Genomic DNA, 23,710 nt, shown 5'->3' with positions numbered 1-23,710 from the left:
GCGCGGCGTACTGTGCGTTCATCCGGCGGCACAGCGAACCGGGAAACCACGAACCTGGAAATCGTGAATAGGAAAGCCCTGGATTGATCAACTACGCCTGCGCCGTTGCCTGGGTGCGACGGATATTGCCGATCTGCCGCAGGCTCAGCCCATAACGGTTAGCCAGTTCGGCCCGAGAGAGCCCTCGGGTAGTCTCTTCCAGGATCTGGCGATCGCGCAGTTGCCGTTCAAAATGATCAGGTTTGGGAATCTCTAGCGATGTACCGGCGAAGCGAGCCGTCAGTGCCTTTAGCGCAGCGGCCGGCAATAGCTGAGCCAGCGCCGAGCGCTCCGGATTCTTCGGGATGTAGCGTGGTCGGCCTCCGTAGAGCCGGGTCAGTCGGTAGGCTTGCTCAACGCCCACGCACTCGATCAGCACGCGTAAGGAGAGCGGAAGGCGGGTGGTATCAACGTGGGTCAGATCAACAGCGTCCATAATGAAATCCTTTCAGTGGAAATCCGTTTTTGCCCTGTGGCGAGCGCCATTGTGGTGAGTTAGGCAGCCCGCCTGCAGGGTCAGCGAGTAGCTTATGGTCAGGCGAAAAAGCTGCCCGGCTGTGGGGAAAAAGCTCTCCCCGAAGTAGGATGGTTCGCGCTTGATTGGGTCGGAATTTCAGCACGGCTCGGTGACTATCAGGCTTACGAATCTCAAGGTCGCGGGGTCCGTTGGTTTCCCGCTGGCAGGTTCGCTGGCACCGCGCCAGTCGACAGTCAGGCAGATGGCGTTCAGCGGTGTGCCGTTCATTTCCCCAGCGATGCGTGGGCTGATGTTTCGGCGTAGACGCGTGCGAGTGGTTCCGAGGCGGTCGATGCGGTCCGGTTCAGCGAGGGTTTGTTGTACGAGGGCCGGTATGTCGCGCATCGGGAGGGTGAACCGCGGCTGCGCTCCGGTGGGCTTGAAATGCCCGGCAGCGCGGCTGTTTTGCCACAGCAGCTGCCATTGGCTACTACCGGCATGGTCGGCGAGCGCAGCGCTGTAGCGGCGTAAGTCTGCGTCGGTGAGGGTACCAAGGGTAATGGCGCCGGCGGGGCCGGCGAGAGTGGCGGTAAGCGCCAACGCAACAAGTGGCTTGCGCATCAGACTGGTCCTTCCATGAGGTGGGCAGGCAAGCCTGCGCGCCCCATGAAAATTTTTTAAGCAGGAACAGCTTGGGTGGGTGTTCAGCGTGGCTGCATGTAGCCCGGGCCGCCGCCTCTACCAGGGCCGCCGTGGCCACCACCGCCGCCACCGCCGCCACCGCCATGGCCGCCGGGTGGCATGAACAACCAGCAACCGCTCAGGCTGGCAGTCAACAGAACAGGAATCAGCCAGGTGATTCGACGCAACATCGGGTACTCCTCATGGTTTAAAGCACCGCACCGCTTCAGCGGGCGCGGTAATATGACGGCGACACCAGGCAAATATTGCCGCGCGATCGTCTCCACTTGGTAAGCAAACCGATACACGAACGAGCCTCATATGACACAACTGCAACGTTTGAAATACTCCTTGCTGCTTTCCGTCCTCATAGTCGCCATCATGCTGGGCTTGTCCTGGTTGCAGGCGCAGGGGCGTCTCGATGAAAAAACCTTCCAATACCTGGCCATCGGGGTCGCCGTGGTCGCGGTAATCATCAATGGTGTGATGCGGCGCAAAGTTCGTCGCTGAGCCTTTCAGTTCCTTGAGCGAGGCGTGCAAATGTCTTCAAACTCCGCTGATACGGTATCCCGGGAAATTATTACCTACCCCGAGCTGGTAGCGTTGCTGCAGCAGGTTTTCCGGGCCCACGGCGCATCGCCATCGGTGGCCGCGGTGCTGGCTGCCAATTGTGCGGCGGCGCAGCGGGACGGGGCCGAGAGTCACGGCGTGTTTCGAGTGGCCGGATACCTCTCCACTATCGCGAGCGGTTGGGTTAACCCGGCCGCCGAGCCACAGGTTGAAGACGTGGCGGCCGGGTATGTGGCGGTGGATGCGGGCAATGGCTTTGCCCAACCCGCTTTGGCGGCAGCGCGGCCGCTTTTGATCGCCAAGGCACGGCATGCCGGCATCGCCGTATTGGCAATACGCAACTCTCACCACTTTGCGGCGTTGTGGCCGGATGTAGAACCTTTTGCCGAAGAGGGGCTGATCGCGCTGAGCGTGGTCAACAGCATGACCTGCGTAGTGCCCCATGGGGGCAAGCGGCCGGTGTTCGGGACCAACCCCATCGCGTTCGCGGCGCCTTGCGCAGGCCGGGGCCCCCTGGTATTTGACATGGCCACCAGCGCGCTCGCCCATGGCGATGTGCAGATCGCGGCCCGCGAGGGCCATATGCTCCCTGAAGGCGCTGGCGTGGATGCACAGGGCGCGGCAACCACTGATCCACGGGCGGTGCTCGACGGCGGTGCCTTGCTGCCCTTTGGCGGCCATAAGGGCTCGGCGTTATCAATGATGGTCGAACTGCTGGCCGCAGGCCTCACCGGCGGCAACTTCTCGTTCGAGTTCGACTGGTCCCGCCACCCTGGCGCCCAGACGCCCTGGACCGGCCAATTGCTCATCGTGATCGACCCCGCCAAGTCGGAGGGTGGCCAATTTGCCGAACGTGCTCGGGTGCTCGTAGAGCGCATGAGCGACGCGGGCGTCAGCAGGCTGGCCGGGGAGCGGCGCTACCAGAACCGCAAGCGTTCTCTGGAGCAGGGCATACCCCTGGCCCCGGAGCGCCTGGCGGCGCTGCGAGGCTGGGCGGTGAGGGCGTGATCAGTCGCGTCGGGTGACGAGCAGGGCGGCCAGCAAGCCGACCGTTGCGGCGATACCCAACGCTTTGTAAGGGTGTTGTTTGACGAACTGCTCGGTACCTTCTATCGCGGGCGCGGCCCGCTCGCCCAGTTGGCGGGCCAGGACCGTTGCGCGCTGTATCGCCTGCTCCAGTTGGCGCTTGGCCACGCGCCGGCGGCCATATACGGAGCGAGCGCCCAGCAGGCTCTCGGATTCTTCGACCAGCGCCGCCAGTTCACTGAAGGCCTGGTCCATGATTTGCTCATCCATCAATGGGTTGGAAGGTTTACGGGCCATGGCGGGTTCCTCTTTGCGGCTGTGGTCCATGGGATTGCCGCGAGCCCCGAAAAGTTGCAGGGCGGTGTAAATTACGGCACTTCGAGCAATCACTGGAGGTAGGGTGCATGAGTCTGAATCTTGCCAACAAGTCGTTCGACGAGCGCTTGGCGATCGAAACCGAAAAAGCCCGGCATTTCGAGAACTGGAAGGCCAATCTTGGGCGCGCCAAGGCTGACGCCGCCCGGCTTATCGCCGAAAAGCCCCGGCGCAAGGGAAAGTGGGCCGAATGGGTGCGGGCGGAGCTGGAGCAAATGTCGCCTCAGGATTACGCCAACCTGGTGCGCGCCGAAGTGAACAAACTGATGGCGGCGGCCCGCTGAAGCTTTACCTTCGGTTAACCGGCGGGCCCAGCGTCATCGGGTTCAGCCGGCCGCTTTCACTGAACCGCACCGCTCGGCTCAGCCCGGGCGTGTCGAGCTTGCCGTCCAGCCGATAGGGTACGCCCTCGGTGGGGTTCAGGTCAGCCAGGCCCAGTGCCTGGCGCAGCACCGAAAACGCCGACACACTGACCGGGACCGTCACCACCGCCTCGCTGTACCCGCCAAGGGTGCCTTGCGCTGGGCTCACGCCACTGGCCAGGGGCTGGCCGTTCACTTCCAGCGTCAGTGCAATCCCTGAATACTCCACCGGGTCACGGTTGGGGTTCTGCAGCCTCAGCCGCACCTGCGCGCGCCATTCAAGCCCCGCGCCGGCTGCGGGCTCCAGGCCGGCAACTTGAACGATCAGCGGGTCGTGTGGGCTAAAGAGTGCACACGCACCCAGGCTCAGGCACAGTGCAAAGAGGGAAACGCGGCGTAGCAAGGCAAGCATGGCAAACTCCGTTGGGCCTGGTATTGCGACAGCTTCGCTTTGGGGACGTTCGTAGCCATGGCGCAACGGCCCGGGGCACACCGAGGAGGCAAAATGCGAGTATTCCTGATTACCCTAGGCCTGCTGGCGCTGAGCGGCGCAGCCGACGCCGCATCGGCCACCGCGCCGGCGCAAGTGCGGCCTGGGGTCAATGCCAATCCGCTGAACAGCCCCATCAGACGCATCAACCCCAATAGCCGCCAAGGTACCGTCCCCTCCAATCCGGCGCAGCGTGGCCTGCCAGAGGGCTACCCCGGCGGCCGGCCGCCAACGCTGGAAAACGGCGGTATTGGTAACGGCCAGCGCTTTCCGCGGCCCGCACCCGCGCCGCGCGAGCCTGCGGACGGTCGTTAGGGCTCCGCAGGGGCCGGTTGCAGAACCCGGATCGGCTGGCCACCGTGCCAGGCCAGGATGTTCTCGATCATGGAGGTAAAGAACGCGCGGTAGTTGTTTTCCGTCACGTAGCCGATATGCGGTGTCGCCAATACGTTGGGCAGGCTACGCAGAGGGTGGTCGACGGCAAGCGGCTCCTGATCGAAGACGTCGAGCGCTGCCCCGCCGAGACGCCCGCTTTCCAGGGCCGACAGCAGGGCCTGCTCGTCCACGATCGGCCCACGGGAGGTGTTCACCAGCAGGGCGCCGCGCTTCATGCTGTTGAGCGCCTGCGCGTCTACCAAGTGGCGGGTACGCTCGCTGAGCACCAGGTGCACGCTCAAGAAATCGGCCTGCTCGAACAATTCCTGCTTGCTCACCCGCCGCGCGCCTACTGCCTCGGCTCGTGCGTCGGTCAGGTGCTCGCTCCAGGCGATTACTTGCATCCCGAACGCCTGCGCGTAGCCGGCTACGGTGCCGCCTATGTTGCCCAGGCCCAGCAGGCCAAGGGTTTTGCCCGCCAGGTCGCCCCCCAGGCCTACCTGCCAGCCGCCATTGCGCAAGGAAGTCGCTTCAGCCAAGAGGTTGCGGTTGAGCGCCATCAGCAAGGCCCAGGTAAGTTCGGGCGCGGCCTGGCGGTAGCTGTCGCCGCCACATACCGTCACCCCTTGCGCCGTGGCCGCCGCCAGGTCAATGGCCGCGTTGCGCATGCCGCCGGTCACGATGAGCCTCAGCGCCGGCAGGCGGGCCAGCAGCTGGGCGGTGAAGGCCGTGCGCTCGCGCATCACACAGATCACCGTGTAAGGCGCCAGCCGCTCGGCCATGGTGTCGGTATCAGCCGGGTAGTCGTGAAGGAACTCGACCTGGCCCACGGCGGCGAGGGCGGCCCAATCCACAACGCCCTGAGCTACCCCTTGCCAGTCATCCAGTACGGCAATTCGCAATTCGCTCATCGGTCACTCCTGTTTTGCAGGTTGCGCCAGCCAGGCCAGCACCGCCTTGTGAAAGCGTTCGGGTTGCTCCATCTGGGGGGCATGCCCCAGGCCGGGAAATTCCACCAGCGCAGCCCCGGGTATCATCTGGCTTACCTGCTTGCCCAGCACATCGTAGTGCCCCAGCCGTGCCTTTACCTCGGGCGATGCCACGTCGCTTCCGATCGCCGTAGTGTCGGCAGTGCCGATCAGGAGCAACGTCGGGACCTTGAGGTTGGGGAACTCGTAAAACACCGGCTGGGTGAAGATCATGTCGTAGATCAGCGCCGAGTTCCACGCCACCACGTTATGGCCGGGGCCTTGGTTGAGACCGGCAAGCATGGTTACCCAGCGTTCATAGGAAGGGTCCCAGCGGCCCCCGTAGTAGGTCTTGCGTTCGTATTCGCGAATGCCGTCGGCGTTGAGCTTCGTTTCGCGGGCGAACCATTCGTCCACGGTGCGATAAGGCACCCCCAGGGCCTTCCAGTCTTCGAGACCGATGGGGTTGACCAGCATCAGCCGCTCGGTTTCATCAGGGTAGAGCAGCGCGTAGCGCGTCGCGAGCATGCCGCCAGTGGAGTGCCCCATCACGATGGCCTCCTTGATACCCAGTTCGCCCAGCAGGGCGTGGGTGTTGCTCGCCAACTGCTGGAAGCTGTACTGGTAATGCTCCGGCTTGCTGGAGGTGCAAAAGCCGACCTGGTCCGGCGCGATCACTCGATAGCCGGCATTAGCCAGGGCTTTGATGGTGGTATCCCAGGTAGCGGCGCAGAAGTTCTTGCCGTGAAGCAGCACCACGGTATGACCGTTCGCCTTGCCAGCGGCGGCCACGTCCATGTATCCCATCTCCAGGGATTTGCCCTGGGACTCGAAGCGGTAATGCTGCAACGTGTAGGGGTAGTCGAAGCCTTCGAGCTGCGGCCCGTAGACCGGCTGCGGCTCGGCGGCGTGAACGGCGGTGGCACAGAGCCCCGCGAGAGCATAGGCGAGAAAGCGCAGGCGCATTGGGGAGTTCCTTGAACGAGGGATACAGGGCCAGACCGGAAAACCCGCGCCGGGTTCAGCGCTGACTTTCCCCGCGCGGCACTCTACCATGGGGGGCAGGCAGCCCAGGCAAACGGTCATGACCAAGGACAGTATCTCCATCGAGCTGGTACGCGAAGCGCTGCGAGCAGTTTCGCCTGGCAGTGCGGCGCAAGCGCTCGTGCAGGCTGGCATCTGCGGCTCGTTGCTTGCCGACCCCACCGCGCGGGTACCGGCCACGGCGTATGGGCAGCTGTGGCGTGCGCTGGCGCAGGCGCTGGATGACGAATTCTTCGGCATGGCGCCGCGGCCGCTACCTGTCGGCAGCCTGGCTTTCATCTGGCGTAGCGGCAAAGGTCAACCGACAGTAGGTGAAGGTATACGCCTGGCGCTGGAATTTTTGCGCCTGATGCTGGGCGGCCCCAGCGGCAAGCTGGAGCGCCAGCATAGTGTGGCCATGATCACCCTTCACGTGCCGGACGAACCCGCGCGGCCCTTCACCTGTTTTACCTTCTGGATGATCGTACACGGGCTCACCTGCTGGCTCGCCGGCCGCCGGGTGCCAGTGTTGGCGGCCGAACTGCGTGGCGCCGCGCCAGACTACTGCGACGATTATCGACGCTTCTTCGGTAATACACTGCGCTTCGGCCAGGCCCATAGCCGGCTGATCTTCTCTTCCGATTGCCTGGACCTGCCGGTGCGCCGTACTGAAGCGGACCTTGAAACCTTCTGCACCGAACTGCCGGGCAACCTGCTGGTTCGGTACCGGGACCCAGGCGGGCTGGCGCGGCGTGTGCGTGACGGCTTGCGAGCCATGCCGCCTGTGGCCTGGCCTGAGGCCGCCGCGCTGGCCTCCGCATACGGCATGTCGGTAGCCACATTGCGCCGACGGTTGGCGGCGGAAGGGCAAAGCCTGCAGCAGGTGAAAGCCAGCCTGCGCAAGGAGCGGGCTATCGCCTGGCTGGCGGAAGAGGGCGTGAGCATGGCTCAGATCGCCGAGCGCCTGGGCTTCGCCGACGAAAGCTCTTTCTACCGTGCGTTTCGTCAATGGTTCGGCTCCAACCCTGGGCACTATCGCAGCCTTGTAGGGGGCACTGGCGAAAACGCTCAACGCAATTGAGTGGCCGCGCCATTGTTCCGGGTGCAGCGAAGGCCGAGCATTCAAGGCCTCAGTGAGCATGAGGAACCACCATGGATACCCATAACAAGAACTTCGTTGTAAGCGGGGCCGCTTCCGGGCTGGGCGCCGCCACCGCGCGTGCATTGGTGGAGGCAGGTGCCGGGGTGCTGCTGGTAGACCTCAACGCCCAAGGCGTGGAAGCCACCGCCAAGGCGCTGGGCATGCCGTTTGTGGTCGCCGATATTACCGATGGAGGCCAGGCGCAGGCTGCGGTGGACGCGGGTGTGCACACACTTGGGGCCCTGCATGGTTTGGTGAACTGCGCCGGTATCGTGCTAGGTGAGCGCATTCTAGGGCGGGAGGGCCCTCATGCCCTGGATGCCTTCGCCAAGGTGATCCAGGTGAACCTGATCGGCAGTTTCAACCTGTTGCGGCTGGTGGCTGCCGCCATGGCCAACAATCCCCCGGACGCCGCCGGGGGCAGGGGCGTAATCATCAATACCGCGTCGGTCGCGGCCTACGATGGCCAGATCGGCCAGGCGGCGTATGCGGCTTCGAAGGGCGCTATTGCCAGCCTGACCTTGCCTGCGGCAAGGGAGTTGGCGCGGCAAGGCATCCGGGTAATGACCATCGCGCCAGGGCTGTTCGAAACGCCCATGATGGCCGGCATGACCGACGATGTGCGCGCTTCGCTGGCCGCAGCGGTGCCGTTCCCGCCCAGGCTGGGAAAGCCCGAGGAATATGCAGCGCTGGTACTGCACATCATTGCCAACGACATGCTCAACGGTGAAGTCATCCGCTTGGATGGCGCCCTGCGCATGGCTGCGCGCTAACAGGAGAACGTCATGACCGATCCAGTGGTTATCGTGAGTATCGCCCGCACTCCCATGGGCGGGCTTCAAGGTGTGCTGAGCGGCCTGAGCGCTACGCGGCTGGGCAGCGCGGCAATTGGCGCGGCGGTAGAACGCGCAAGGCTGCCGGCTGATAGCGTGGATGAAGTGTTGATGGGCTGCGTGCTGCCTGCCGGCCTCGGCCAGGCGCCGGCGCGACAGGCCGCGCTAGGCGCCGGGTTGAGCAAGGGCACGCCGTGCACCACGCTGAACAAGATGTGCGGTTCGGGCATGCAGGCCGTGATCCTGGCCCATGATGGGTTGCTGGCCGGCAGCGCGAAAGTTGTAGTGGCGGGCGGCATGGAAAGCATGTCCAACGCCCCCTACTTGCTGGACAAGGCGCGTGGCGGCTATCGCATGGGCCACGGCAGGGTGATTGACCATATGTTCCTGGACGGCCTGGAAGATGCCTATGCGCCCGGCCGGCTGATGGGCACATTTGCCGAGGAATGCGCTGCCAGCGAAGGCATCGGCCGTCAGGCACAGGACGAATACGCCTTGGCCTCGCTGGAGCGGGCCAGGCGCGCCATGGGCGACGGCAGTTTTGCGGAGGAGATCGTGCCAGTGATGGCACCGGCGGGGCGCGAGTTGCGTGAGGTGAGCGAAGACGAGCAGCCGCCCAAGGCGCGCCCGGAAAAAATTCCGACGCTCAAGCCAGCCTTCAGCGAAGGTGGCACGGTGACCGCCGCCAACGCCAGCTCCATCTCCGACGGTGCTGCCGCACTCGTCCTGATGCGTCAGAGCGAAGCCCGGGTGCGGGGGCTGCAACCACTGGCGATCATCCACGGCCATGCGGCGTTCGCTGACGAGCCCGGGCTGTTTCCGCTGGCCCCGGTCGGCGCCATTCAGCGTTTGATGAAACGTACCGGCTGGTCGCTGGCCGACGTGGACCTGTTTGAAATCAACGAAGCCTTCGCCGTGGTCGCCCTTGCCTGTATGCAGCGGCTGGAGTTGCCCCACGACCGGGTCAACGTCAATGGAGGCGCTTGTGCGCTCGGCCATCCCATCGGTGCCTCCGGTGCGCGTATCCTCGTTACGCTGATCGGCGCCTTGCGCCGTCGTGGCTTGAAGCGAGGCGTCGCCGCCATCTGCATTGGCGGCGGGGAAGCTACAGCGGTCGCTGTCGAATGCCTGGCCTGATCCCTCAACAAGGAGCTTGTAATGCCTGATTTTGAAACCGTTATGCTCACCCGCCATGACCGGGTGGCCCTGCTGACCCTCAACCGTCCGCAGGCACTGAATGCATTGAACGCCCAAGTGGTGGCCGAGTTGAACCAGGCCATGGATGAGCTGGAACGCGACCCCGGGATCGGTTGCGTGGTGATCACAGGCTCGGAAAAAGCCTTCGCTGCCGGCGCCGACATCAAGGAAATGGCCGGCCTGAGCTACCCGGGCATCTACATGGATGACCTGTTCCGCGAGGCCGACCGCTTCGCCGCGCGGCGCAAGCCGATCATTGCTGCGGTGGCGGGTTACGCCCTGGGTGGCGGCTGCGAGTTGGCGATGATGTGCGACTTCATCCTGGCGGCGGACAACGCTCGCTTCGGCCAACCGGAAATCAACCTTGGGGTGCTGCCGGGCATGGGCGGTACGCAGCGCCTCACCCGGGCTATCGGCAAGGCGAAGGCTATGGAGTTATGCCTTACCGGGCGGCTGATGGATGCCGAGGAGGCCGAGCGCTCCGGGCTGGTAGCGCGCATTGTGCCTAAAGCCGAACTGGTCAGCGAAGCGCTGGCGGTGGCGGCGGTAATCGCGGAAAAATCCTTGCCCATGACCATGATGGTCAAGGAGAGCGTAGAGCGGGCTTTCGAAGTGAGCCTGGCCGAGGGAGTGCGCTTCGAGCGCCGGGTATTCCACGCCGCCTTTGCCACCCAGGATCAGAAGGAGGGCATGGCGGCGTTCGTGGATAAACGCAAGCCGGACTTCCGTCACGGCTGAAGGTCAGTCGGTGCGCAGGCGCAGCGTTTCACTCAAGCAATAGCCGTAGCCGCGAAGGGTTTGCAGTGCGTACGGCGCACCCAGCTCGCTCAGCTTGCGGCGAAGGTTGCAGATGTGCCGCTCTATCAACGGGCCGCGGGTTTGCCCGGCATCTTCCCACAGGTGCGCTTCGATGGCCTGACGGCTGATGGGTTCGGCCTGTTGGGCCAACAGGGCCAACAGCCGCTGTTCGGTTACCGTCACGCTCTGCTGCTGGTGCCCTCGGCCCAGTAGCAGGCGATTGCTCGACAACCATAGCCCGGGGCCTGGTTCAGCGGCGGGTATAGGGTAATGCCGGCTCAGCGCCTGCATGCGTGCCTCGAGCTCTTCCGCGCTTAGCGGGCGAGGCAAGCACAGGTCGGCCCCGGCCTGAAGCACCTGCGCCCGTGTGCTGGAGTCGCTTTGCCCCAACAGCACCAGAAGCCGGGCCCGCCCCCGGCGCCCTACTGCCTTGTGCAGCAGGTCCGGGCGTGCGCTGAGCAGGTCCAGCACGATATAGCGGTAGCGGCCATGCAGGTGCCGATCCGCATGCTCCGGCGCCGTACTAACGATGTCGCCCGCATGATCGGCCAGTACCTGCATCAGGGCCTGGTCGGGTTGCTCGGTAATGTAAAGAAGGTTCATGTGGCAACCAGTGCGTTGGTGGGGCGGCAATCGAGCACCAGCCTGGCGCCGCCAAGGGGGCTATCGGTGACTTCAAGGCCAAAGCCATGCAGGTTCACGACCGCGCCTACGATCGAAAGCCCGAGGCCGAAGCCTCCCTGGGCGGATTCATCGCTTCGGTAAAACCTCTGGAAAATGGCTTGCCTTTCTTCTTCAGGGATTCCCGGGCCGGAATCGTCCACGCTGATCCGGGTCATCCCCTGGTGCACCTCTGCCTGCAGCAGTACCTTGCCGCCCGCCGGGGTGAACTTGATGGAATTGCTCAGCAGGTTGCCGATGGCCTCGAACAGCAGGGCCCTATCGCCCGTAACGGCCGGCACGCTTTCGGGAATGCCCAGCGCAAGGGTGAGTTCGCCTTCCTCGGCCAGGGGCAGGTAGAAATCATGCAGCTCGCGCAACAGCTCCAGTGGGTCGAGTTCCACAAAGCCCGAGCGGCGGCGATGGTCTTCGATTTCCGAGATACGCAGCAGGCCACGGAAGCGCGCCATGAGCGTGTCGGTGTCGGCAATGGCCTGGTCCAGCTGCTGCCCTTGGCTGGAGCTGTCCTCGGTTTGCTGCTTGATGCGATACAGCTGGGCACGCAAGCGGGTGAGGGGGGTTCGCAGGTCGTGGGCAATGTTGTCGCACACGCCCTTGACCTCGAACATCAGCTTTTCTATGCGGTCCAGCATGGCGTTGACGATGGCGGCCAGCATGTCCAATTCGTCCCGGCGGTTGGACAGTGGCAGCCGGCGGGCCAGGTCACCGGCCATGATGGCTTCGGCGCTCGCCTGGATCTTGCGGATTCGCCGTAGCGGCCTACGGCGCAGCAGGTGCCAGCCAGCCGCGCCCGGCAATATGGTCAATGACACGCCCCATAGCAGCGCGCGCAGGATGATATGGGTCACGGCGAACACCGAGCCGTTATCCCGCACCAGGACCAGCCAGCGCCCGTCGCGGGTGGGCATGGCCACCGCTGCGCAACTGTCTTGCGGCAGCTTGGGGTCGTTGGAGTCGATGCAGTCGTCCAGCTCGTAGATGTCCCCGTCCAGCGCCAGGCCACGGGGAATGCGCTGCAGCTCGCCGGCTATGGGATAAAGCTCGTCATCGAACAGGCCATAGGCATCGAATGCACGGTCGTCGAACGCCTGGCTGGCGGCCAGGGCGTCTTCGAGGTCACGCCCACCGAAGCGGGCGAACAGGTGCTGGCGCTGCATCAGGGACTGGCGCGCCAGGCTGTTGAGGTAGTCCGACACTTCGAAATACAACACACCGAGCAGGATGCTGCTCCAGGCCACAAAAAGGAAACTGTACAGCGCCAGCAGCCGGCTGCTGGAGGAGCGCCAACCCTTAGAGGGGTTCGGCAATGACATAGCCAGACCCTCGCACGGTCTTGATCAGCGGGGGTGTCCCGGCCGGGTCGATCTTCTTGCGCAGGCGACCGATGTGGACGTCGATCAGGTTGGTGCCTGGGTCGAAGTGGTAGCCCCACACTTCTTCGAAGATCATCATGCGGGTAAGCACCTGGCCAGCGTTACGCATCAGGAATTCGAGCAGCTTGAACTCGGTGGGCAGCAGGTTCAGTTGCTGGCCACCACGGCGGGCTTCACGGGTGATCAGGTCCAGCTCCAGGTCCGCGACCTTCAGGGTGTTGTCCTGGGCGGCGCCGGTCTGCTTGCGGCGCAGCAGCACTTCAACCCGCGCGGCCATTTCATCCGATGCGAAAGGTTTGGTGAGGTAGTCGTCGCCCCCGGCGCGCAAGCCGCGCACGCGTTCATCCACGTCGGAGAGGGCGCTGATCATCAGTACCGGCGTGGAAACGCCGATGGTGCGCAAAGTGGTCACGATGGCCAGGCCGTCGAGCTCCGGTAGCATCCGGTCCAGGGTGATCACGTCATACACACCGCTCACGGCCTTCACCAGGCCCTCGCGGCCATTGTCGACCCAATCCACCTCCAGGCCGTGGTTGCTCAGCTCCGCCACGATTTCCCGGGCGGTAACGGCATCGTCTTCGATGGTCAATACACGTGTCATGGAGGTACCTGCTGGTTCTGAAGCGGACCGTGGCATTGTGCCAAGTTTGGGGTCAGGGCTATTTGAAGATTATTTCATGTTTGGCCCATCAGGATGATCAGACAGTAACGGCCCCGGTACAAAGCGGATACCAGGCTGTGTTAAAGCTTGCGCCAGGCGCGCCGATGCAGGGTAGGCCAATAAACCGTTCACAGGGGTCCCTATGACCAGCTTGTCCGCTATTGCCTCGAACGTTCACATCCAGACCACCAGCGCCACCAAGGGCGCCAGCAGCACCGCCGCCGGGGCTGAAACCGAAGACACCACCACCGCAACCGCAGCGAGCACCGCCACTACGGCCGCCAGCACCAACAGCGCCCAAGGCGCGGGTGGGCCGCCTGCCGGTGGTGGTAGCGCGTCGAGCAGCAGCGATAGCGACAGCGATTCAGATACCGTCACTGACCTGAAAAAACAGGTTGCAGCGCTGCAAAAGGAATTGGCCAAGGAGCAGCAAGCGCTGCAGAAAGCCCAGAACGGCAGTGGTACCGAAGAACAGAAAGCCGCCGCTGTTGCCTCGGCTCAATCGCAGGTGGCAGCGACCAGCAGCGAACTGCAGACTGTCAACGCCGAGCTGCTGCAGGCACTGGTCGACGAAGGTAGCAGCACCAGCGGGACCAGCATCAGCACCACGGCCTGAAGGCCGGTTCGCTGGCTCCGCCTACTCCCAAATGGCCGATGGCCGGGTGCGCTCAATCCGCCAACTGGCGGTGTTTCTCGGCCTTGTACTGCATGGCCACGGCCGGCGCCTTGGCGCTGCGCCCCGTTTCCACCCAGGTGCGCAGGCGGCTGGCGTCGGCGAAGTGGGTATATTTGCCGAATGCATCGAGGATCACCATGGCGACCGGGCGGCCGCCCATGCTGGTAACCAGCACCAGGCAATGGCCCGCCTTGTCGGTAAACCCGGTTTTGGTAATCTCGATGTCCCAGTTCTTCTGGTTCAGCAGATGGTCGGTGTTATGGAAGCCCAGCGTGTAGTTGGGCTTTTTGAACGCAACGGTCTTTTCCTTGGTGGTACTGAGCTCCGACAGCATCGGGTAACGCCGCGCCGCGACCAATAATTTGCTCAGGTCGCGCGCCGTGGATACGTTCTGTTCCGACAGCCCTGTAGGTTCTACATAACGCGTATGGCTCATGCCCAAGGCCCGGGCCTTGGCGTTCATGGCGGCGATAAAGGCGTTATATCCACCGGGATAGTGGTGCGCCAGGCTCGCGGCCGCGCGGTTTTCGGAGGACATCAGCGCAATCAGCAACATGTCGTGCCGGTTCAGCGTACTGCCCAGCTTCACACGGGAGAATACGCCTTTCATTTCTTTGGTCTGGCTGATATCGACGGTGATTTCTTCATCCATCGATTGCTTGGCATCCAGCACCACCATGGCGGTCATCAGTTTGGTCACCGACGCAATGGGCACCACCTGGTCCGGTTTGTTCTCGTAGATCACCTGATTGGTTTGAAGATCCACCAGCAAGGCGCTATGGGATGCCAGGTGCAGCTGTGCCGGGTCTCGCTTGAATGCGCTATCGGCTGCCGTAGCGTTCGAGGTAAAGCAAGCGCCTGCGAGCACGAAACAAAGGCTCAGTATCGAAAGAGGGGTTTTCACGGAGATTGCTCGCAAGAAGAGTAGAAGTGTGGCGTCCGTGCCATCGAAACTGGCGACATTGTAAATTTATGGCCAAGTGCCTGTCGATTGCCCAAACAGGTAAATGTTTCTTCATTCGCGCGAGCAGGCAGGGACTGAAGGAAGGCCAGAATCTGGATGTGCTAAAGGTCAGGCGGCAAGGCCGCACAGTTCTTCGCGAAAACGGTCGGCATGGTTTCGGGAAAGAAGGGGCGGGCTGACGATTTCGCCGTCAACCACGACATACCAGCAGACCAGAAGCCCTAGATCGCGCAGGTGTTCGGGAACTGCGCTGCCAACGACACTCATCACGCGACAGGAAAACATGTTGGGAACCTCGCGGACTCAATGCGCTCAATGTAGGCCTGAGCGAGCCGGCGACAGAAGCCGCCCTCGATAGTGGCTATTTTGCATCATCCACCCATCCAGGGCGAGTGTTTTACCAGCGAGGCGGGCCGTAGTAGGCACGCGGCGCATAGTAGCCTGGCGGCGCATAGTAACCAGGCGGTGGGGGTGGCGGTGCTACGTACACCGGAGCCGGTTGGTAGTACACCGGTGGAGGTGGCGCTTGTACATACACGGGCTGGGGCGCGACATACACCGGTTGCTCCACAACCACGGGAGCAGGGCGAGCGACAACCGCGCCAACGACCGCGGCGCCGAGTACCGCGCCAAGTACACCTGGGCCAACACCGCCGCCACCGTGCGCGGCGGCCGGGCCGGCAAGGCTCAGTGCACCAACGAGAAGGGCGATTTTGGGTAGATGACGAATCATGATGGGTCCTCGTAATACGACGTGGCGCCTGGAGCCCGCCTTCGGGTTCCTGGGACTGCCGTACACACTATGACAGTGAAACAGTTAAAACCCGCGCCCGAAAACGGTAAATTTTATGTAAGGTCATCGTATCGATTTCCTTACTCATCAAACACCTGTCGGATCTTCCATGGCTATTTTTCCGAACAAGCAAACCCAGTTGTGCATGTCCCTGGCGGCGCGCCCCGGTAACTTCGGCACGCGCTTCCACAACTTCCTTTATCGAGCGCTGGATCTCGATTACTTCTATAAAGCTTTCACGACCACCGACTTGCCAGCAGCAATCAGTGGCATACGCGCACTCGGCATTCGTGGCTGCGCGGTGTCCATGCCGTTCAAGGAAGCCTCCATCCCACTGGTGGATGAGTTGGATGCCTCGGCTGCGGCAATCGCCTCTATCAATACTATCGTCAACGACGCCGGTTACTTGAAGGCCTACAACACGGACTACCTGGCCATTCGTCAACTGATCGAGCGCCATGCACTGTCGACCGACATGCGCCTGGCCGTGCGTGGCAGCGGTGGCATGGCCAAGGCTGTGGCCAGCGCCTTCAAGGACGCCGGTTTTGCCCGGGGCACACTGATTGCGCGCAACACCGAGGCCGGCCCGGCCTTGGCCGATCGCTGTGGTTATGCCTGGGCGGCGGACGAAGAGGGCCTGCAGGCGGACCTGCTGGTGAACGTTACGCCGATCGGCATGGCCGGCGGGCCTGAAGCCAACGGCCTGGCCTTCAGCGAACAGGCCATCGAGCGTGCGTCCGTGGTGTTCGATGTGGTAGCCATCCCCCCACGTACCCCGCTGGTTCTTGCTGCCGAAGCGGCCGGCAAGCCTGTCATCACCGGCGAAGACGTGGTCGCCCTGCAGGCGCTGGAACAGTTTGTGCTGTATACCGGCATTCGCCCCAGCGATCAGCAGGTGGCCGAGGCGGTGGCATTCGCCACGGCCGGCTAGTCAGTCCAGGCCCAGCTTTGCAAGGCGCTCTTCCAGCGCCGCGATCCGGGCTTCCAGCGCGCTGATCCGGTCGGTTGCGGCCGGCGCGGCGGTTGGCGGCTCTGCCCCATGGTGCTCCAGCGCGTCGGTGCCTACCGCCCAGCCATGGGTGTAACGCAGCTCGCGCTGGCCCACCTGGCGGGGCAGCTGTTGAGCCAAGCCACGGGCCGCCAGGCGCTCGAGCTGATGACGAACCTGCTCTGTGTCATCGAAGGCATGCAGCCGGCTGCTGCGGGTAAGCAGGTCGCCGATGGTTTGCGCGCCACGCAGGAACAGCAAGCTCAGCAAGGCCACCTGTGCCGGGACCAGCTCGAGCGCCTTGTCCAGGCGGTGCTCATAGCGGTCGGCGCGGTTACCCATCACCAGACGGGTAAAGCCCATGCCTTCGAGCACCCGCAGGCGCTGGCCCACCTCGCCCGGAGATAGCTGCAGGATCGGATCCCGGCTGGTTTTCTGGTTGCATGCCAACACCAATGCGTTGAGCGTCAAGGGGTAGGTTTCCGGATTGCTGGCCTGTTTCTCGACCAGGCAACCGAGAATGCGAATGTCGATAGCGGTCAACTCAGGCCGTTGCGGCTCGAGGTCGTCAGTCATCGCGGGGCACCTGCACAAAAAGGGGCCCCTAGAGTACGGCTTCGTTGGCTATTGCTGGAAGAGGTCATGTCGCGCCCCTTCGGCTACGGCAAGAATCCCTGGGTGGTTAACACGCCGCTCCACTGAAATCGCGTAAAAGGCTTCGGCCACCGCCTCGGTTTCTCCCAGCATCACTACTCCCCCTGGGCGGAGGAGGTCGTCGGCGATCACCCGAGGGGCGACGAATATGCCAGTGCCCGCTGTGCCGAAGGCTTGCATTAGTGCGCTGTCGTCGAATTCCCCGACGATTCTGGCGTTTATACGGCATTCCTCCAGCCATCTCAGCAGCCGCCCGCGCACCACGCTCTGCGGCCCCGGGATGAGTAGCGGCTGGCTGTCGAGGCAACCTGGGAATTCTCCGGCGCACGCCTGCGCCAGGGACTGAGTGGCGAAAAAGCCGATGCCGCATTCCCCCAGCTTGATGGTGCGGGTTTTGATGTCCAGCTGGGCGGGGACGGGGCTGTCAGATATCACCAGATCCAGGCGCTGGATGGCGAGATCTGCCAGCAGACGCTCCAGTTTGTCCTCCCGGCAAGCAATGCGTAGCGGTGGGTTGTCGAGTGACATGGTCGGGGCCAGCAATCGGTAGACGATGGATTTGGGAACCACATCGGCCACGCCTACCCTGAACATGCGCGGCTGTTGCCCTGGCTGTGAACGGATCATCGCTTCAAGGGCGACCCCGGCTTCGAACATGGGCTCTGCATAGGCCAGAACCCGGCGGCCGTCCTCGGTCAACTCCAAGTGGCGGCCCACCTTCTGGAACAGCTGCAGGCCCAGATTGCTTTCAAGCAGCGAAAGCTGACCGCTGATTGTCGGCGCCGTGAGGTTCAGCTGTTCGCAGGCGCGGGTAATGCTGCCCGTACGCGCCACGATCCAGAAATAGTGAAGCTGGCGGTAATTGAGCATGAGGCTACGCTTCGAATAAACCGAACTGTTGATATGAGAAATACGAATTTTCCGGAAGTATAAGCGCATCTACACTTGCCGTCATTCGTGAGTACCTGGAGCATGTCATGGAATACCTGATGGACCTTCTTGTCAGCCCGGCCGCCTGGGCCGCGCTGGCCACCCTGATCGTGATGGAAGTAGTGCTGGGCATCGACAACCTCATTTTCATTTCCATCCTGACCAACAAACTGCCCGCTGAGCACCAGACCAAGGCGCGGCGGCTGGGTATCGGCATGGCGTTGATCCTGCGCCTGGGTTTGCTAAGCACCGTTGCGTTCATCGTCACGCTTACCACCCCTGTGTTCGAGGTGGCGGGGCATGGGTTTTCCTGGAAGGACATCATCCTTATCGCCGGTGGCCTCTTCCTGCTCTGGAAAGCCACCAGTGAGATCCACCACAGCGTGGATCCGGACGCTCAGGCCGATGCCAAGGTAAGCGCCAAGGTCGGTATTGGCCTGGCCTCGGCCATTGGTCAGATCCTGATGCTCGATCTGGTGTTCTCCATCGACAGTATTATCACCGCTGTCGGCATGACCGAGCACCTGCCCATCATGGTGATCGCTGTCGTGGTCGCGGTGCTGGTGATGCTGCTGGCGGCCGAGCCCCTGGCGCGGTTCATCAATGCCAACCCGACCGTAGTGATGCTGGCGCTGGGCTTCTTGATCATGATCGGCATGACCCTGATCGCCGAAGGCTTCGGTGCCCATGTGCCCAAGGGCTACGTGTATACCGCCATGGCGTTCTCGGCGGCGATCGAATGCCTCAACCTCTGGGCTCGGCGGGCGAAGCGCAAGCACACCCCGTCTGCCTGATGCACTGCGTCCCGGTCAACGGGGCGTTTTGTCAGTGGGCGCTGGCGACGCGGTGAGTGTGCCCGGCTCGGGGACGGGGGCCCGGCTTGGGCGCTTCGCGCAATGAGTGGTGGTGGCGCCGGGTGATCCGCAGCACTCCCCACAGCATTGCCGCGGCGACCAGTAGCCAGGCCATGATCATCATGAGTATCGCCACTGTCAGGCTCATCAGCGTACCTCCTTCAGGCATAACAAACGCAGGCGTGTGTTACTCAGAGCAGTCTAGTGGCCACTATGTTTCCTGCCATGTGACGAGTGGTGCGCCGGGCCTATCCTGTGGGCGCTTACCCACCTATGATTGCCCGTTGGCCGGAAGCGTGTTCCGGTAGGCTCAGGGGGCATGATGCTGTCAGAAATATTAAACCGTTTGTATCGGCATACCGTGCTGGGCGTCGGAGTTGTCGCTTTGCTGGCAGGCTGCGCGGACCACCCCGCGCCGCGAATCGGTGTCCTCCCCGACCGGGTCGAGCTGACCGCGGTGCCGTTCTACCGAGGCGACAACGATCAGGGAGCGCCTACGGCCCTGGCCGCGCTGCTCCGCGACCGCGGGGTGAACGTCACTCCAGGGCTGGTGGCGCCTTATCTGAAACTGCCCGCAAGCGCCCCGGTGCTTGACCGGAGCCTGGAGGAGGCCGCGCGGCAGTACGGCCTGGTTGTTTACCCGGTCGATGGCCAGTTCCCGGCATTGCTGACGCAGGTTGCGGCGGGTAACCCGGTATTGTTGCGGTACCGCACCGGTACACTCTGGGGCAGTGATCAATATGCGTTGCTGGTAGGGTACGACCGTTTCCGCAGCCATGTGCTGCTGCGCTCAGGTAATCAGCGCCGGCAGTTGATGTCGTTCTCGGGCTTTGTGTCAGCGTGGCAGGCTGGAGGAAATTGGGCGGTGTTGGCGCAGGCGCCGGGGCGGTTGCCGGCAGAGGTCGATCCGGCGCGCTGGCGCGAGGCGGCGGCCCGCCTGGGTGCCGCCGGCCAGGAGCAGGCCGCTGCCAAGGCGCTGAGCGCCCTGGGCGGCCGGTAGGCTTAAACTCCCAGCTTGTCGCGCAGGCTGTAATACCAGGCGCCGATGGCGGACAACGGCACTCGCAGTGCCTGGCCGCCCGGGAAGGGGTAGTGCGGTAGCGCAGCGAAGGCATCGAACCGCTCTGCCTGGCCGCGCAATGCCTCTGCCAGCACCTTGCCCGCCAGGTGCGTGTAGGTCACGCCGTGGCCACTGCAGCCCTGGGAGTAGTAGATGCTTTCCCCGATGCGGCCCACCTGCGGCAGGCGCGACAGGGTGAGCAGGAAGTTACCGGTCCAGGCGTAGTCGATCTTCACGTTCTTGAGCTGCGGGAACGCCTTGAGCATCTTGGGCCGGATGATGGCTTCGATGTTCGCCGGGTCCCGGGCGCCATACACCACGCCGCCGCCGAAGATCAGACGCTTGTCCGCTGTCAGCCGGTAGTAGTCCAGCAGGTAGTTGCAGTCTTCTACGCAGTAATCCTGAGGCAACAGGCTGCGGGCGAGCTCGTCGCTCAGGGGCTCGGTGGCCACTACCTGCGTGCCGCACGGCATCGACTTCGCGCTCAGCTCCGGAATCAGGTTGCCCAGGTAGGCATTGCCCGCCACGATTACGAACTTGGCTTTTACCTGGCCCTGCGGAGTATGCACCACGGGGTTAGGGCCGCGGTCGATGCGGGTAGCCGGGGTTTGTTCGAAGATGCGGCCACCCAGGGATTCCACCGCCGCCGCTTCACCCAGCGCCAGGTTCAGGGGGTGGATGTGGCCACCGCTCATGTCCAGCATGCCACCGATGTACTGGTCGCAAGCGACTACTTCGCGAATGCGGCGCTGGTCCATCAACTCCAACTGTGTATGGCCATAACGTTCCCAGAGGCGCTTCTGCGCTTCCAGATGCCCCATCTGCTTGCTGGTAATGGCCGCGAATACACCGCCGTCTTTCAAGTCGCAATCAATGTTGTAACGGGCCACGCGTTCACGGATGATTCGCCCACCCTCGAACGCCATCGCGCCCAGCAACTCGGCCTGGCGCTTGTCGACTGTGCGCTCGATCACGTCGATGTCGCGGCTATAGCTGTTGACGATCTGGCCGCCGTTACGGCCCGACGCGCCGAAGCCAACCCGGGCGGCTTCTACCATTACCACACTGAAGCCTTGCTCCAGCAGGTGAAGCGCACTGGACAGGCCGGTATAGCCGGCGCCGACTACACACACGTCGGCTTCGATGGTTTCCTGCAGGGCAGGGCGCGCCGGAACGGGGTTGGCCGACGCGGCATAGTAAGAGGGCGGGTAAGCGGTGTTCGCCATTTCAGCAACCTTTTGTTTAATATTCTTGACGACGGCGGCATCCTACCCCAATTTCTTTATCACCGCCAGCCAGCCACGCGGAGAACCAGACCGGCTGTGATCCCGCTGTTTTTTTCCAGTTTTCAGCAGCTTACGGGGAAAATCGGTTGACAGCGGGCGACGCTGGCGTAGAATGCGCACCCACAGCAGGCACATAGCTCAGTTGGTTAGAGCACCACCTTGACATGGTGGGGGTCGTTGGTTCGAGTCCAATTGTGCCTACCAGCTTCGCCGAAAGGCACAAGAAGGGCGATCCGAAAGGGTCGCCCTTTTTTGTTTTGCGCGGTGCCCGGGCGCTGTAGGTAGGCCGTACGTGACGGCCTCCCACGCTCACAACTCGTTAAGCTGCCGATACTCTTCCCAGCCCATGCCCAGGGCCTCGGCTACTTCCCGGTGCACTTCGTCGCGCATCGCCGCGAGGGCTTCGGGGCTGTCGGCGATCAACTCCAGCACGTACTCCCACGGCTCCAACCCAAGGTCGCCGGCGGCATCTTCCATGGCCCATAGCACCTGTTGCTGTTGCTCCCGGCTGTCCAGTTCACGGATTTCTTCGGCAAGCTCCGGGTGGGCAGCCAGATAGCGGTCGCAGGCCAATTGCTGGCGGGCTTCTTTCGGGATCATTAAACGTCTCGGCAAACAGGTATTCGGAGCGACATGATGCCACATCCCGCCACTTCCCGGGTTTGGGCCGGGTAGAGCGCCGCCCGCTCGCTGGCAGCAATGCTAGAATGCGCGCCTTGAATTTCAGGAGGCGTTGGCGTGCGTAAATTGATGGGTGTGGCGTTGGTGTTATCGTTGGCCGGGTGCGGCAGCGCGGTGGAAGAAGCGCACAAGGCGGTCGCGGCCCAGCTGGAAAACCCGGCCTCGGCAAAATTCACCAATGTGCGCACCACCCCTCAGGGCAATGTGTGTGGCCAGGTAAAAGGCAAGGACGCCAGCGGTAACTACAGCGGCTTCCAGAGTTACGCGGCAATCAGGACCGAACAGGGCTACCAGGCGGTAATCGACCGAGACGGTAGCAACGTAGTAGTGCGGGCAGCCTGTGGCGAGCCGGTAACTCAGGCCCAGGCGCCCGCGCCGGCGGCGGTAGACTCCACCACTGGGTGGGACGTACGTATTGCCGACAACAACCCCGGCGCCCTCAGCGACATGACCTCGCGGCTGGTGGAGCATGGGTTCATGGCCAATGTGGTGAACCAGAACGGCAAGCCGCGGATATTCCTCGGCCCCTTCACCAGCCGTGAAGAAGCCGAAGCCACCCGGGATAAACTGATGGCCGGCCAGGGCATCGAATCACAGGTGGAGCCGCACCCCGCGCCTTGATCAACCACAGGCCTTGAGGTCTACCGGGCCCACGAACTCATTGCCGTGGCCCATCACGCACGCTACCCGCTGGTTGCGCTGGCGTTCCCAAAGCTGTACCGGGTAAGTCTTGTTCCAGGCCTGGTACAGCTTCACGTCCTGGCTGGACAGCTTCAAGTGGTAGCGCTTGCTCATGTAGAAGTACGTACGGGCGATCATGCCGCGGATGGTGGGCCGTGGCATCACCTTCCGGGCCTTGAAATCGACCTGAGTGAGGCAGCTGCCGTACTGGCCGCTTTTCTCCGGTAGCCAGCCGAAACTGAAGTTGTTGCGGTCACCGTTCACCTCGCCAATGCTCGGCACCAGGTTGTGCAAGTCTGCCTCCGCCTGCTGGTATTGCTTGTCATGGCGAGTGCAGTTCTTGCGCCCGCCATTCTGCCAGCAACGCAGCTGATGGCCGATCTGCCAGGCCGGCACGATGTGCTCCCACTCGATGCGCGAAGCGCGTGTGAGGTTCTTTCGAGGCACATAACCGCAGCCTTTAAGGTCCACCTTGTTGCCGGTGTACTTGCACCCGCAGTAAAACTCCGTCGACTGGGGCGCATACAACTTCCAGCCCACTTTCTTGGCCTCCGAAAAGGTACGCGGCGCTTCCGCGTGCACCGGAAGCGTCAGCAGCAGGCAAACGCCCGCCAACCCTGCCAACAGCCGCCGTTCAATCATCGCTCTGCACCACCCAGAACAGTTGAATGCCACCATCGTCACGCCAGGCAAGGGTCACGTTGTCGTTCTCGGAAATTTCATCCAGCAAGCGCTGCCAGTCCTCCGGGCTTTCTGTCGGTTGCCGAAATAGCAGCGCGGAGCGGGCCCGTTGGGCAGGTGGAGCGTTAATGATTTTTTGAACACGCAGTGCCAGTTGTTCGTAAGCGGTCACCGGCGCAGGGGACGAGGTGGAGGGGGCCACAGGTGTTTCCTTTTGTTGCTGTATGCGCATACAGTAGTGGGATGCATTCTTTTTCGCAAGCCGCTGCGCTTGTTTGCCTACAGGTCTAGTCGAATCTGGCTGGTTTTTTCTCCACTAAAAGCTCACTTTTTCTGATTTGACAGCTAGCGAAACGCCTTCCATAGTTGTTGCGCAAACGTTTGCCTCGTGCAACGGGCCCAAATAAATCTA

At 63.0% G+C, this 23,710-nt stretch carries 33 protein-coding genes and 1 tRNA gene; 14 read left to right on the top strand and 20 right to left on the bottom strand.

Going from position 1 to position 23,710, the window contains the following annotated elements:
* Positions 1–91: 91 nt before the first annotated feature.
* The 3 genes from LG385_RS11825 to LG385_RS11815 all read right to left on the bottom strand — a co-directional run bounded on the left by LG385_RS11825 (position 92) and on the right by LG385_RS11815 (position 1,368).
* The gene (locus LG385_RS11825; RefSeq protein ID WP_225774449.1) at positions 92–475 is read right to left on the bottom strand and encodes a Mor transcription activator family protein; all 384 of its coding nucleotides are present in this window, start codon (positions 473–475) and stop codon (positions 92–94) included.
* Between the two features lie 177 nt (positions 476–652).
* Positions 653–1,117, bottom strand: a complete 465-nt coding sequence (locus tag LG385_RS11820) for a hypothetical protein (RefSeq protein ID WP_225774448.1) — start codon at positions 1,115–1,117, stop codon at positions 653–655.
* Positions 1,118–1,200: 83 nt separating this feature from the next.
* Positions 1,201–1,368 (bottom strand): hypothetical protein, encoded by a 168-nt coding sequence (locus LG385_RS11815; RefSeq protein ID WP_225774447.1) that lies wholly within the window; start codon positions 1,366–1,368, stop codon positions 1,201–1,203.
* A gap of 130 nt (positions 1,369–1,498) precedes the next feature.
* Here LG385_RS11815 and LG385_RS11810 point away from each other — a divergent pair, with 130 nt between their 5' ends.
* Positions 1,499–1,687 (top strand): hypothetical protein, encoded by a 189-nt coding sequence (locus LG385_RS11810; protein WP_181122188.1) that lies wholly within the window; start codon positions 1,499–1,501, stop codon positions 1,685–1,687.
* 30 nt (positions 1,688–1,717) lie between these two features.
* On the top strand, positions 1,718–2,755 hold the full coding sequence (locus LG385_RS11805) for an Ldh family oxidoreductase (RefSeq protein WP_225774446.1): 1,038 nt from the start codon (positions 1,718–1,720) through the stop codon (positions 2,753–2,755).
* Here the strand turns inward: LG385_RS11805 and LG385_RS11800 are convergent, their stop codons facing one another.
* Complete coding sequence (locus LG385_RS11800; RefSeq protein ID WP_225774445.1) at positions 2,756–3,070, bottom strand: DUF883 family protein; 315 nt, start codon at positions 3,068–3,070, stop codon at positions 2,756–2,758.
* Between the two features lie 107 nt (positions 3,071–3,177).
* On the opposite strand from LG385_RS11800, the gene LG385_RS11795 reads away from it, so the two are divergent.
* Complete coding sequence (locus LG385_RS11795; RefSeq protein ID WP_225774444.1) at positions 3,178–3,432, top strand: hypothetical protein; 255 nt, start codon at positions 3,178–3,180, stop codon at positions 3,430–3,432.
* A 4-nt stretch (positions 3,433–3,436) separates the two neighbouring features.
* On the opposite strand, the gene LG385_RS11790 is transcribed toward LG385_RS11795, so the two are convergent.
* On the bottom strand, positions 3,437–3,922 hold the full coding sequence (locus LG385_RS11790; RefSeq protein ID WP_225774443.1) for an LEA type 2 family protein: 486 nt from the start codon (positions 3,920–3,922) through the stop codon (positions 3,437–3,439).
* A 93-nt stretch (positions 3,923–4,015) separates the two neighbouring features.
* On the opposite strand from LG385_RS11790, the gene LG385_RS11785 reads away from it, so the two are divergent.
* Positions 4,016–4,315, top strand: a complete 300-nt coding sequence (locus LG385_RS11785) for a hypothetical protein (RefSeq protein ID WP_225774442.1) — start codon at positions 4,016–4,018, stop codon at positions 4,313–4,315.
* On the opposite strand, the gene LG385_RS11780 is transcribed toward LG385_RS11785, so the two are convergent.
* Together LG385_RS11780 and LG385_RS11775 are read right to left on the bottom strand one after the other, a co-directional pair.
* The gene (locus LG385_RS11780; protein ID WP_225774441.1) at positions 4,312–5,286 is read right to left on the bottom strand and encodes a D-2-hydroxyacid dehydrogenase family protein; all 975 of its coding nucleotides are present in this window, start codon (positions 5,284–5,286) and stop codon (positions 4,312–4,314) included. The two genes, LG385_RS11785 and LG385_RS11780, sit on opposite strands and share 4 nt — an antisense overlap.
* Positions 5,287–5,289: 3 nt before the next feature.
* Positions 5,290–6,309, bottom strand: coding sequence for an alpha/beta fold hydrolase (locus tag LG385_RS11775; RefSeq protein ID WP_225774440.1), 1,020 nt, complete (start codon positions 6,307–6,309; stop codon positions 5,290–5,292).
* 118 nt (positions 6,310–6,427) lie between these two features.
* Between LG385_RS11775 and LG385_RS11770 the strand changes: the two genes are divergently transcribed.
* From LG385_RS11770 to LG385_RS11755, 4 genes are all read left to right on the top strand, one after another.
* Entirely contained in the window at positions 6,428–7,447 is a 1,020-nt protein-coding gene (locus LG385_RS11770) for an AraC family transcriptional regulator (RefSeq protein WP_225774439.1), read from the top strand.
* 71 nt (positions 7,448–7,518) lie between these two features.
* On the top strand, positions 7,519–8,280 hold the full coding sequence (locus LG385_RS11765) for an SDR family NAD(P)-dependent oxidoreductase (RefSeq protein ID WP_225774438.1): 762 nt from the start codon (positions 7,519–7,521) through the stop codon (positions 8,278–8,280).
* Positions 8,281–8,292: 12 nt separating this feature from the next.
* A complete protein-coding gene (locus LG385_RS11760; RefSeq protein ID WP_225774437.1) occupies positions 8,293–9,477 on the top strand; it encodes an acetyl-CoA C-acyltransferase in 1,185 nt (394 codons plus the stop codon).
* A 21-nt stretch (positions 9,478–9,498) separates the two neighbouring features.
* Complete coding sequence (locus LG385_RS11755; protein WP_181114378.1) at positions 9,499–10,275, top strand: enoyl-CoA hydratase; 777 nt, start codon at positions 9,499–9,501, stop codon at positions 10,273–10,275.
* Between the two features lie 3 nt (positions 10,276–10,278).
* Here the strand turns inward: LG385_RS11755 and LG385_RS11750 are convergent, their stop codons facing one another.
* The 3 genes from LG385_RS11750 to LG385_RS11740 are packed head-to-tail and all read right to left on the bottom strand — an operon-like array spanning position 10,279 to position 12,990.
* Complete coding sequence (locus LG385_RS11750; protein ID WP_181114376.1) at positions 10,279–10,938, bottom strand: response regulator transcription factor; 660 nt, start codon at positions 10,936–10,938, stop codon at positions 10,279–10,281.
* Entirely contained in the window at positions 10,935–12,329 is a 1,395-nt protein-coding gene (locus LG385_RS11745) for a sensor histidine kinase (RefSeq protein WP_225774436.1), read from the bottom strand. The genes LG385_RS11750 and LG385_RS11745 overlap by 4 nt, the downstream gene beginning before the upstream one ends.
* Positions 12,307–12,990 carry a response regulator transcription factor gene (locus LG385_RS11740; protein ID WP_225774435.1) on the bottom strand — a complete coding sequence of 228 codons (684 nt, stop codon included), beginning with the start codon at positions 12,988–12,990 and terminating at the stop codon, positions 12,307–12,309. The genes LG385_RS11745 and LG385_RS11740 overlap by 23 nt, the downstream gene beginning before the upstream one ends.
* Before the next feature lie 202 nt (positions 12,991–13,192).
* On the opposite strand from LG385_RS11740, the gene LG385_RS11735 reads away from it, so the two are divergent.
* Complete coding sequence (locus LG385_RS11735) at positions 13,193–13,666, top strand: hypothetical protein (protein WP_225774434.1); 474 nt, start codon at positions 13,193–13,195, stop codon at positions 13,664–13,666.
* 52 nt (positions 13,667–13,718) lie between these two features.
* Here LG385_RS11735 and pbpG read toward each other — a convergent pair whose 3' ends face one another.
* The 3 genes from pbpG to LG385_RS11720 form a co-directional block, all read right to left on the bottom strand.
* The gene (pbpG, locus tag LG385_RS11730) at positions 13,719–14,630 is read right to left on the bottom strand and encodes a D-alanyl-D-alanine endopeptidase (RefSeq protein ID WP_181114368.1); all 912 of its coding nucleotides are present in this window, start codon (positions 14,628–14,630) and stop codon (positions 13,719–13,721) included.
* Between the two features lie 168 nt (positions 14,631–14,798).
* Positions 14,799–14,975: a hypothetical protein gene (locus LG385_RS11725; protein WP_181114366.1), complete on the bottom strand. Its 177-nt coding sequence runs from the start codon at positions 14,973–14,975 to the stop codon at positions 14,799–14,801.
* Positions 14,976–15,087: 112 nt separating this feature from the next.
* On the bottom strand, positions 15,088–15,423 hold the full coding sequence (locus tag LG385_RS11720; protein ID WP_225774433.1) for a hypothetical protein: 336 nt from the start codon (positions 15,421–15,423) through the stop codon (positions 15,088–15,090).
* A 169-nt stretch (positions 15,424–15,592) separates the two neighbouring features.
* Between LG385_RS11720 and LG385_RS11715 the strand changes: the two genes are divergently transcribed.
* Positions 15,593–16,414: a shikimate 5-dehydrogenase gene (locus LG385_RS11715; protein WP_225774432.1), complete on the top strand. Its 822-nt coding sequence runs from the start codon at positions 15,593–15,595 to the stop codon at positions 16,412–16,414.
* Here the strand turns inward: LG385_RS11715 and LG385_RS11710 are convergent, their stop codons facing one another.
* On the bottom strand, positions 16,415–17,047 hold the full coding sequence (locus tag LG385_RS11710) for a YceH family protein (RefSeq protein WP_225774431.1): 633 nt from the start codon (positions 17,045–17,047) through the stop codon (positions 16,415–16,417).
* Positions 17,048–17,095: 48 nt separating this feature from the next.
* Positions 17,096–17,995: a transcriptional activator NhaR gene (gene nhaR, locus LG385_RS11705; RefSeq protein ID WP_225774430.1), complete on the bottom strand. Its 900-nt coding sequence runs from the start codon at positions 17,993–17,995 to the stop codon at positions 17,096–17,098.
* Positions 17,996–18,102: 107 nt separating this feature from the next.
* On the opposite strand from nhaR, the gene LG385_RS11700 reads away from it, so the two are divergent.
* Complete coding sequence (locus LG385_RS11700; RefSeq protein ID WP_181114356.1) at positions 18,103–18,849, top strand: TerC family protein; 747 nt, start codon at positions 18,103–18,105, stop codon at positions 18,847–18,849.
* A gap of 31 nt (positions 18,850–18,880) precedes the next feature.
* Here LG385_RS11700 and LG385_RS11695 read toward each other — a convergent pair whose 3' ends face one another.
* The gene (locus LG385_RS11695; protein WP_181122214.1) at positions 18,881–19,057 is read right to left on the bottom strand and encodes a hypothetical protein; all 177 of its coding nucleotides are present in this window, start codon (positions 19,055–19,057) and stop codon (positions 18,881–18,883) included.
* Positions 19,058–19,228: 171 nt separating this feature from the next.
* Between LG385_RS11695 and LG385_RS11690 the strand changes: the two genes are divergently transcribed.
* On the top strand, positions 19,229–19,909 hold the full coding sequence (locus LG385_RS11690) for a peptidase C39 family protein (protein ID WP_225774429.1): 681 nt from the start codon (positions 19,229–19,231) through the stop codon (positions 19,907–19,909).
* Positions 19,910–19,911: 2 nt separating this feature from the next.
* Here LG385_RS11690 and LG385_RS11685 read toward each other — a convergent pair whose 3' ends face one another.
* Complete coding sequence (locus LG385_RS11685) at positions 19,912–21,195, bottom strand: NAD(P)/FAD-dependent oxidoreductase (protein WP_225774428.1); 1,284 nt, start codon at positions 21,193–21,195, stop codon at positions 19,912–19,914.
* Between the two features lie 187 nt (positions 21,196–21,382).
* On the opposite strand from LG385_RS11685, the gene LG385_RS11680 reads away from it, so the two are divergent.
* Positions 21,383–21,459: transfer RNA gene (locus LG385_RS11680), tRNA-Val, on the top strand.
* Positions 21,460–21,564: 105 nt separating this feature from the next.
* Here LG385_RS11680 and LG385_RS11675 read toward each other — a convergent pair.
* Positions 21,565–21,855: a DUF6388 family protein gene (locus LG385_RS11675; protein WP_225774427.1), complete on the bottom strand. Its 291-nt coding sequence runs from the start codon at positions 21,853–21,855 to the stop codon at positions 21,565–21,567.
* A 138-nt stretch (positions 21,856–21,993) separates the two neighbouring features.
* Between LG385_RS11675 and LG385_RS11670 the strand changes: the two genes are divergently transcribed.
* Positions 21,994–22,557, top strand: coding sequence for an SPOR domain-containing protein (locus LG385_RS11670; RefSeq protein WP_225774426.1), 564 nt, complete (start codon positions 21,994–21,996; stop codon positions 22,555–22,557).
* Here the strand turns inward: LG385_RS11670 and LG385_RS11665 are convergent, their stop codons facing one another.
* Together LG385_RS11665 and LG385_RS11660 are read right to left on the bottom strand one after the other, a co-directional pair.
* Positions 22,558–23,259, bottom strand: coding sequence for an endonuclease (locus tag LG385_RS11665; protein WP_225774425.1), 702 nt, complete (start codon positions 23,257–23,259; stop codon positions 22,558–22,560). It lies immediately after the preceding gene.
* Positions 23,252–23,530, bottom strand: coding sequence for a DUF1654 domain-containing protein (locus LG385_RS11660; RefSeq protein ID WP_225774424.1), 279 nt, complete (start codon positions 23,528–23,530; stop codon positions 23,252–23,254). The genes LG385_RS11665 and LG385_RS11660 overlap by 8 nt, the downstream gene beginning before the upstream one ends.
* Positions 23,531–23,710: the final 180 nt, after the last annotated feature.

The sequence above is a fragment of the Pseudomonas sp. Marseille-Q5115 genome (assembly GCF_916618905.1).
Taxonomy (GTDB): Bacteria; Pseudomonadota; Gammaproteobacteria; order Pseudomonadales; family Pseudomonadaceae; genus Aquipseudomonas; species Aquipseudomonas japonica_A.
This window is presented reverse-complemented; position numbering and strand designations above follow the sequence as displayed.

What these genes read in the sequence shown, in the direction of transcription:
- LG385_RS11825 (WP_225774449.1), bottom strand. Translation starts at nt 475, where the DNA reads ATGGACGCTGTTGATCTGACCCACGTTGATACCACCCGCCTTCCGCTC.
- LG385_RS11820 (WP_225774448.1), bottom strand. Translation starts at nt 1,117, where the DNA reads ATGCGCAAGCCACTTGTTGCGTTGGCGCTTACCGCCACTCTCGCCGGC.
- LG385_RS11815 (WP_225774447.1), bottom strand. Translation starts at nt 1,368, where the DNA reads ATGTTGCGTCGAATCACCTGGCTGATTCCTGTTCTGTTGACTGCCAGC.
- LG385_RS11810 (WP_181122188.1), top strand. Translation starts at nt 1,499, where the DNA reads ATGACACAACTGCAACGTTTGAAATACTCCTTGCTGCTTTCCGTCCTC.
- LG385_RS11805 (WP_225774446.1), top strand. Translation starts at nt 1,718, where the DNA reads ATGTCTTCAAACTCCGCTGATACGGTATCCCGGGAAATTATTACCTAC.
- LG385_RS11800 (WP_225774445.1), bottom strand. Translation starts at nt 3,070, where the DNA reads ATGGCCCGTAAACCTTCCAACCCATTGATGGATGAGCAAATCATGGAC.
- LG385_RS11795 (WP_225774444.1), top strand. Translation starts at nt 3,178, where the DNA reads ATGAGTCTGAATCTTGCCAACAAGTCGTTCGACGAGCGCTTGGCGATC.
- LG385_RS11790 (WP_225774443.1), bottom strand. Translation starts at nt 3,922, where the DNA reads ATGCTTGCCTTGCTACGCCGCGTTTCCCTCTTTGCACTGTGCCTGAGC.
- LG385_RS11785 (WP_225774442.1), top strand. Translation starts at nt 4,016, where the DNA reads ATGCGAGTATTCCTGATTACCCTAGGCCTGCTGGCGCTGAGCGGCGCA.
- LG385_RS11780 (WP_225774441.1), bottom strand. Translation starts at nt 5,286, where the DNA reads ATGAGCGAATTGCGAATTGCCGTACTGGATGACTGGCAAGGGGTAGCT.
- LG385_RS11775 (WP_225774440.1), bottom strand. Translation starts at nt 6,309, where the DNA reads ATGCGCCTGCGCTTTCTCGCCTATGCTCTCGCGGGGCTCTGTGCCACC.
- LG385_RS11770 (WP_225774439.1), top strand. Translation starts at nt 6,428, where the DNA reads ATGACCAAGGACAGTATCTCCATCGAGCTGGTACGCGAAGCGCTGCGA.
- LG385_RS11765 (WP_225774438.1), top strand. Translation starts at nt 7,519, where the DNA reads ATGGATACCCATAACAAGAACTTCGTTGTAAGCGGGGCCGCTTCCGGG.
- LG385_RS11760 (WP_225774437.1), top strand. Translation starts at nt 8,293, where the DNA reads ATGACCGATCCAGTGGTTATCGTGAGTATCGCCCGCACTCCCATGGGC.
- LG385_RS11755 (WP_181114378.1), top strand. Translation starts at nt 9,499, where the DNA reads ATGCCTGATTTTGAAACCGTTATGCTCACCCGCCATGACCGGGTGGCC.
- LG385_RS11750 (WP_181114376.1), bottom strand. Translation starts at nt 10,938, where the DNA reads ATGAACCTTCTTTACATTACCGAGCAACCCGACCAGGCCCTGATGCAG.
- LG385_RS11745 (WP_225774436.1), bottom strand. Translation starts at nt 12,329, where the DNA reads ATGTCATTGCCGAACCCCTCTAAGGGTTGGCGCTCCTCCAGCAGCCGG.
- LG385_RS11740 (WP_225774435.1), bottom strand. Translation starts at nt 12,990, where the DNA reads ATGACACGTGTATTGACCATCGAAGACGATGCCGTTACCGCCCGGGAA.
- LG385_RS11735 (WP_225774434.1), top strand. Translation starts at nt 13,193, where the DNA reads ATGACCAGCTTGTCCGCTATTGCCTCGAACGTTCACATCCAGACCACC.
- LG385_RS11725 (WP_181114366.1), bottom strand. Translation starts at nt 14,975, where the DNA reads ATGTTTTCCTGTCGCGTGATGAGTGTCGTTGGCAGCGCAGTTCCCGAA.
- LG385_RS11720 (WP_225774433.1), bottom strand. Translation starts at nt 15,423, where the DNA reads ATGATTCGTCATCTACCCAAAATCGCCCTTCTCGTTGGTGCACTGAGC.
- LG385_RS11715 (WP_225774432.1), top strand. Translation starts at nt 15,593, where the DNA reads ATGGCTATTTTTCCGAACAAGCAAACCCAGTTGTGCATGTCCCTGGCG.
- LG385_RS11710 (WP_225774431.1), bottom strand. Translation starts at nt 17,047, where the DNA reads ATGACTGACGACCTCGAGCCGCAACGGCCTGAGTTGACCGCTATCGAC.
- nhaR (WP_225774430.1), bottom strand. Translation starts at nt 17,995, where the DNA reads ATGCTCAATTACCGCCAGCTTCACTATTTCTGGATCGTGGCGCGTACG.
- LG385_RS11700 (WP_181114356.1), top strand. Translation starts at nt 18,103, where the DNA reads ATGGAATACCTGATGGACCTTCTTGTCAGCCCGGCCGCCTGGGCCGCG.
- LG385_RS11695 (WP_181122214.1), bottom strand. Translation starts at nt 19,057, where the DNA reads ATGAGCCTGACAGTGGCGATACTCATGATGATCATGGCCTGGCTACTG.
- LG385_RS11690 (WP_225774429.1), top strand. Translation starts at nt 19,229, where the DNA reads ATGATGCTGTCAGAAATATTAAACCGTTTGTATCGGCATACCGTGCTG.
- LG385_RS11685 (WP_225774428.1), bottom strand. Translation starts at nt 21,195, where the DNA reads ATGGCGAACACCGCTTACCCGCCCTCTTACTATGCCGCGTCGGCCAAC.
- LG385_RS11675 (WP_225774427.1), bottom strand. Translation starts at nt 21,855, where the DNA reads ATGATCCCGAAAGAAGCCCGCCAGCAATTGGCCTGCGACCGCTATCTG.
- LG385_RS11665 (WP_225774425.1), bottom strand. Translation starts at nt 23,259, where the DNA reads ATGATTGAACGGCGGCTGTTGGCAGGGTTGGCGGGCGTTTGCCTGCTG.
- LG385_RS11660 (WP_225774424.1), bottom strand. Translation starts at nt 23,530, where the DNA reads ATGCGCATACAGCAACAAAAGGAAACACCTGTGGCCCCCTCCACCTCG.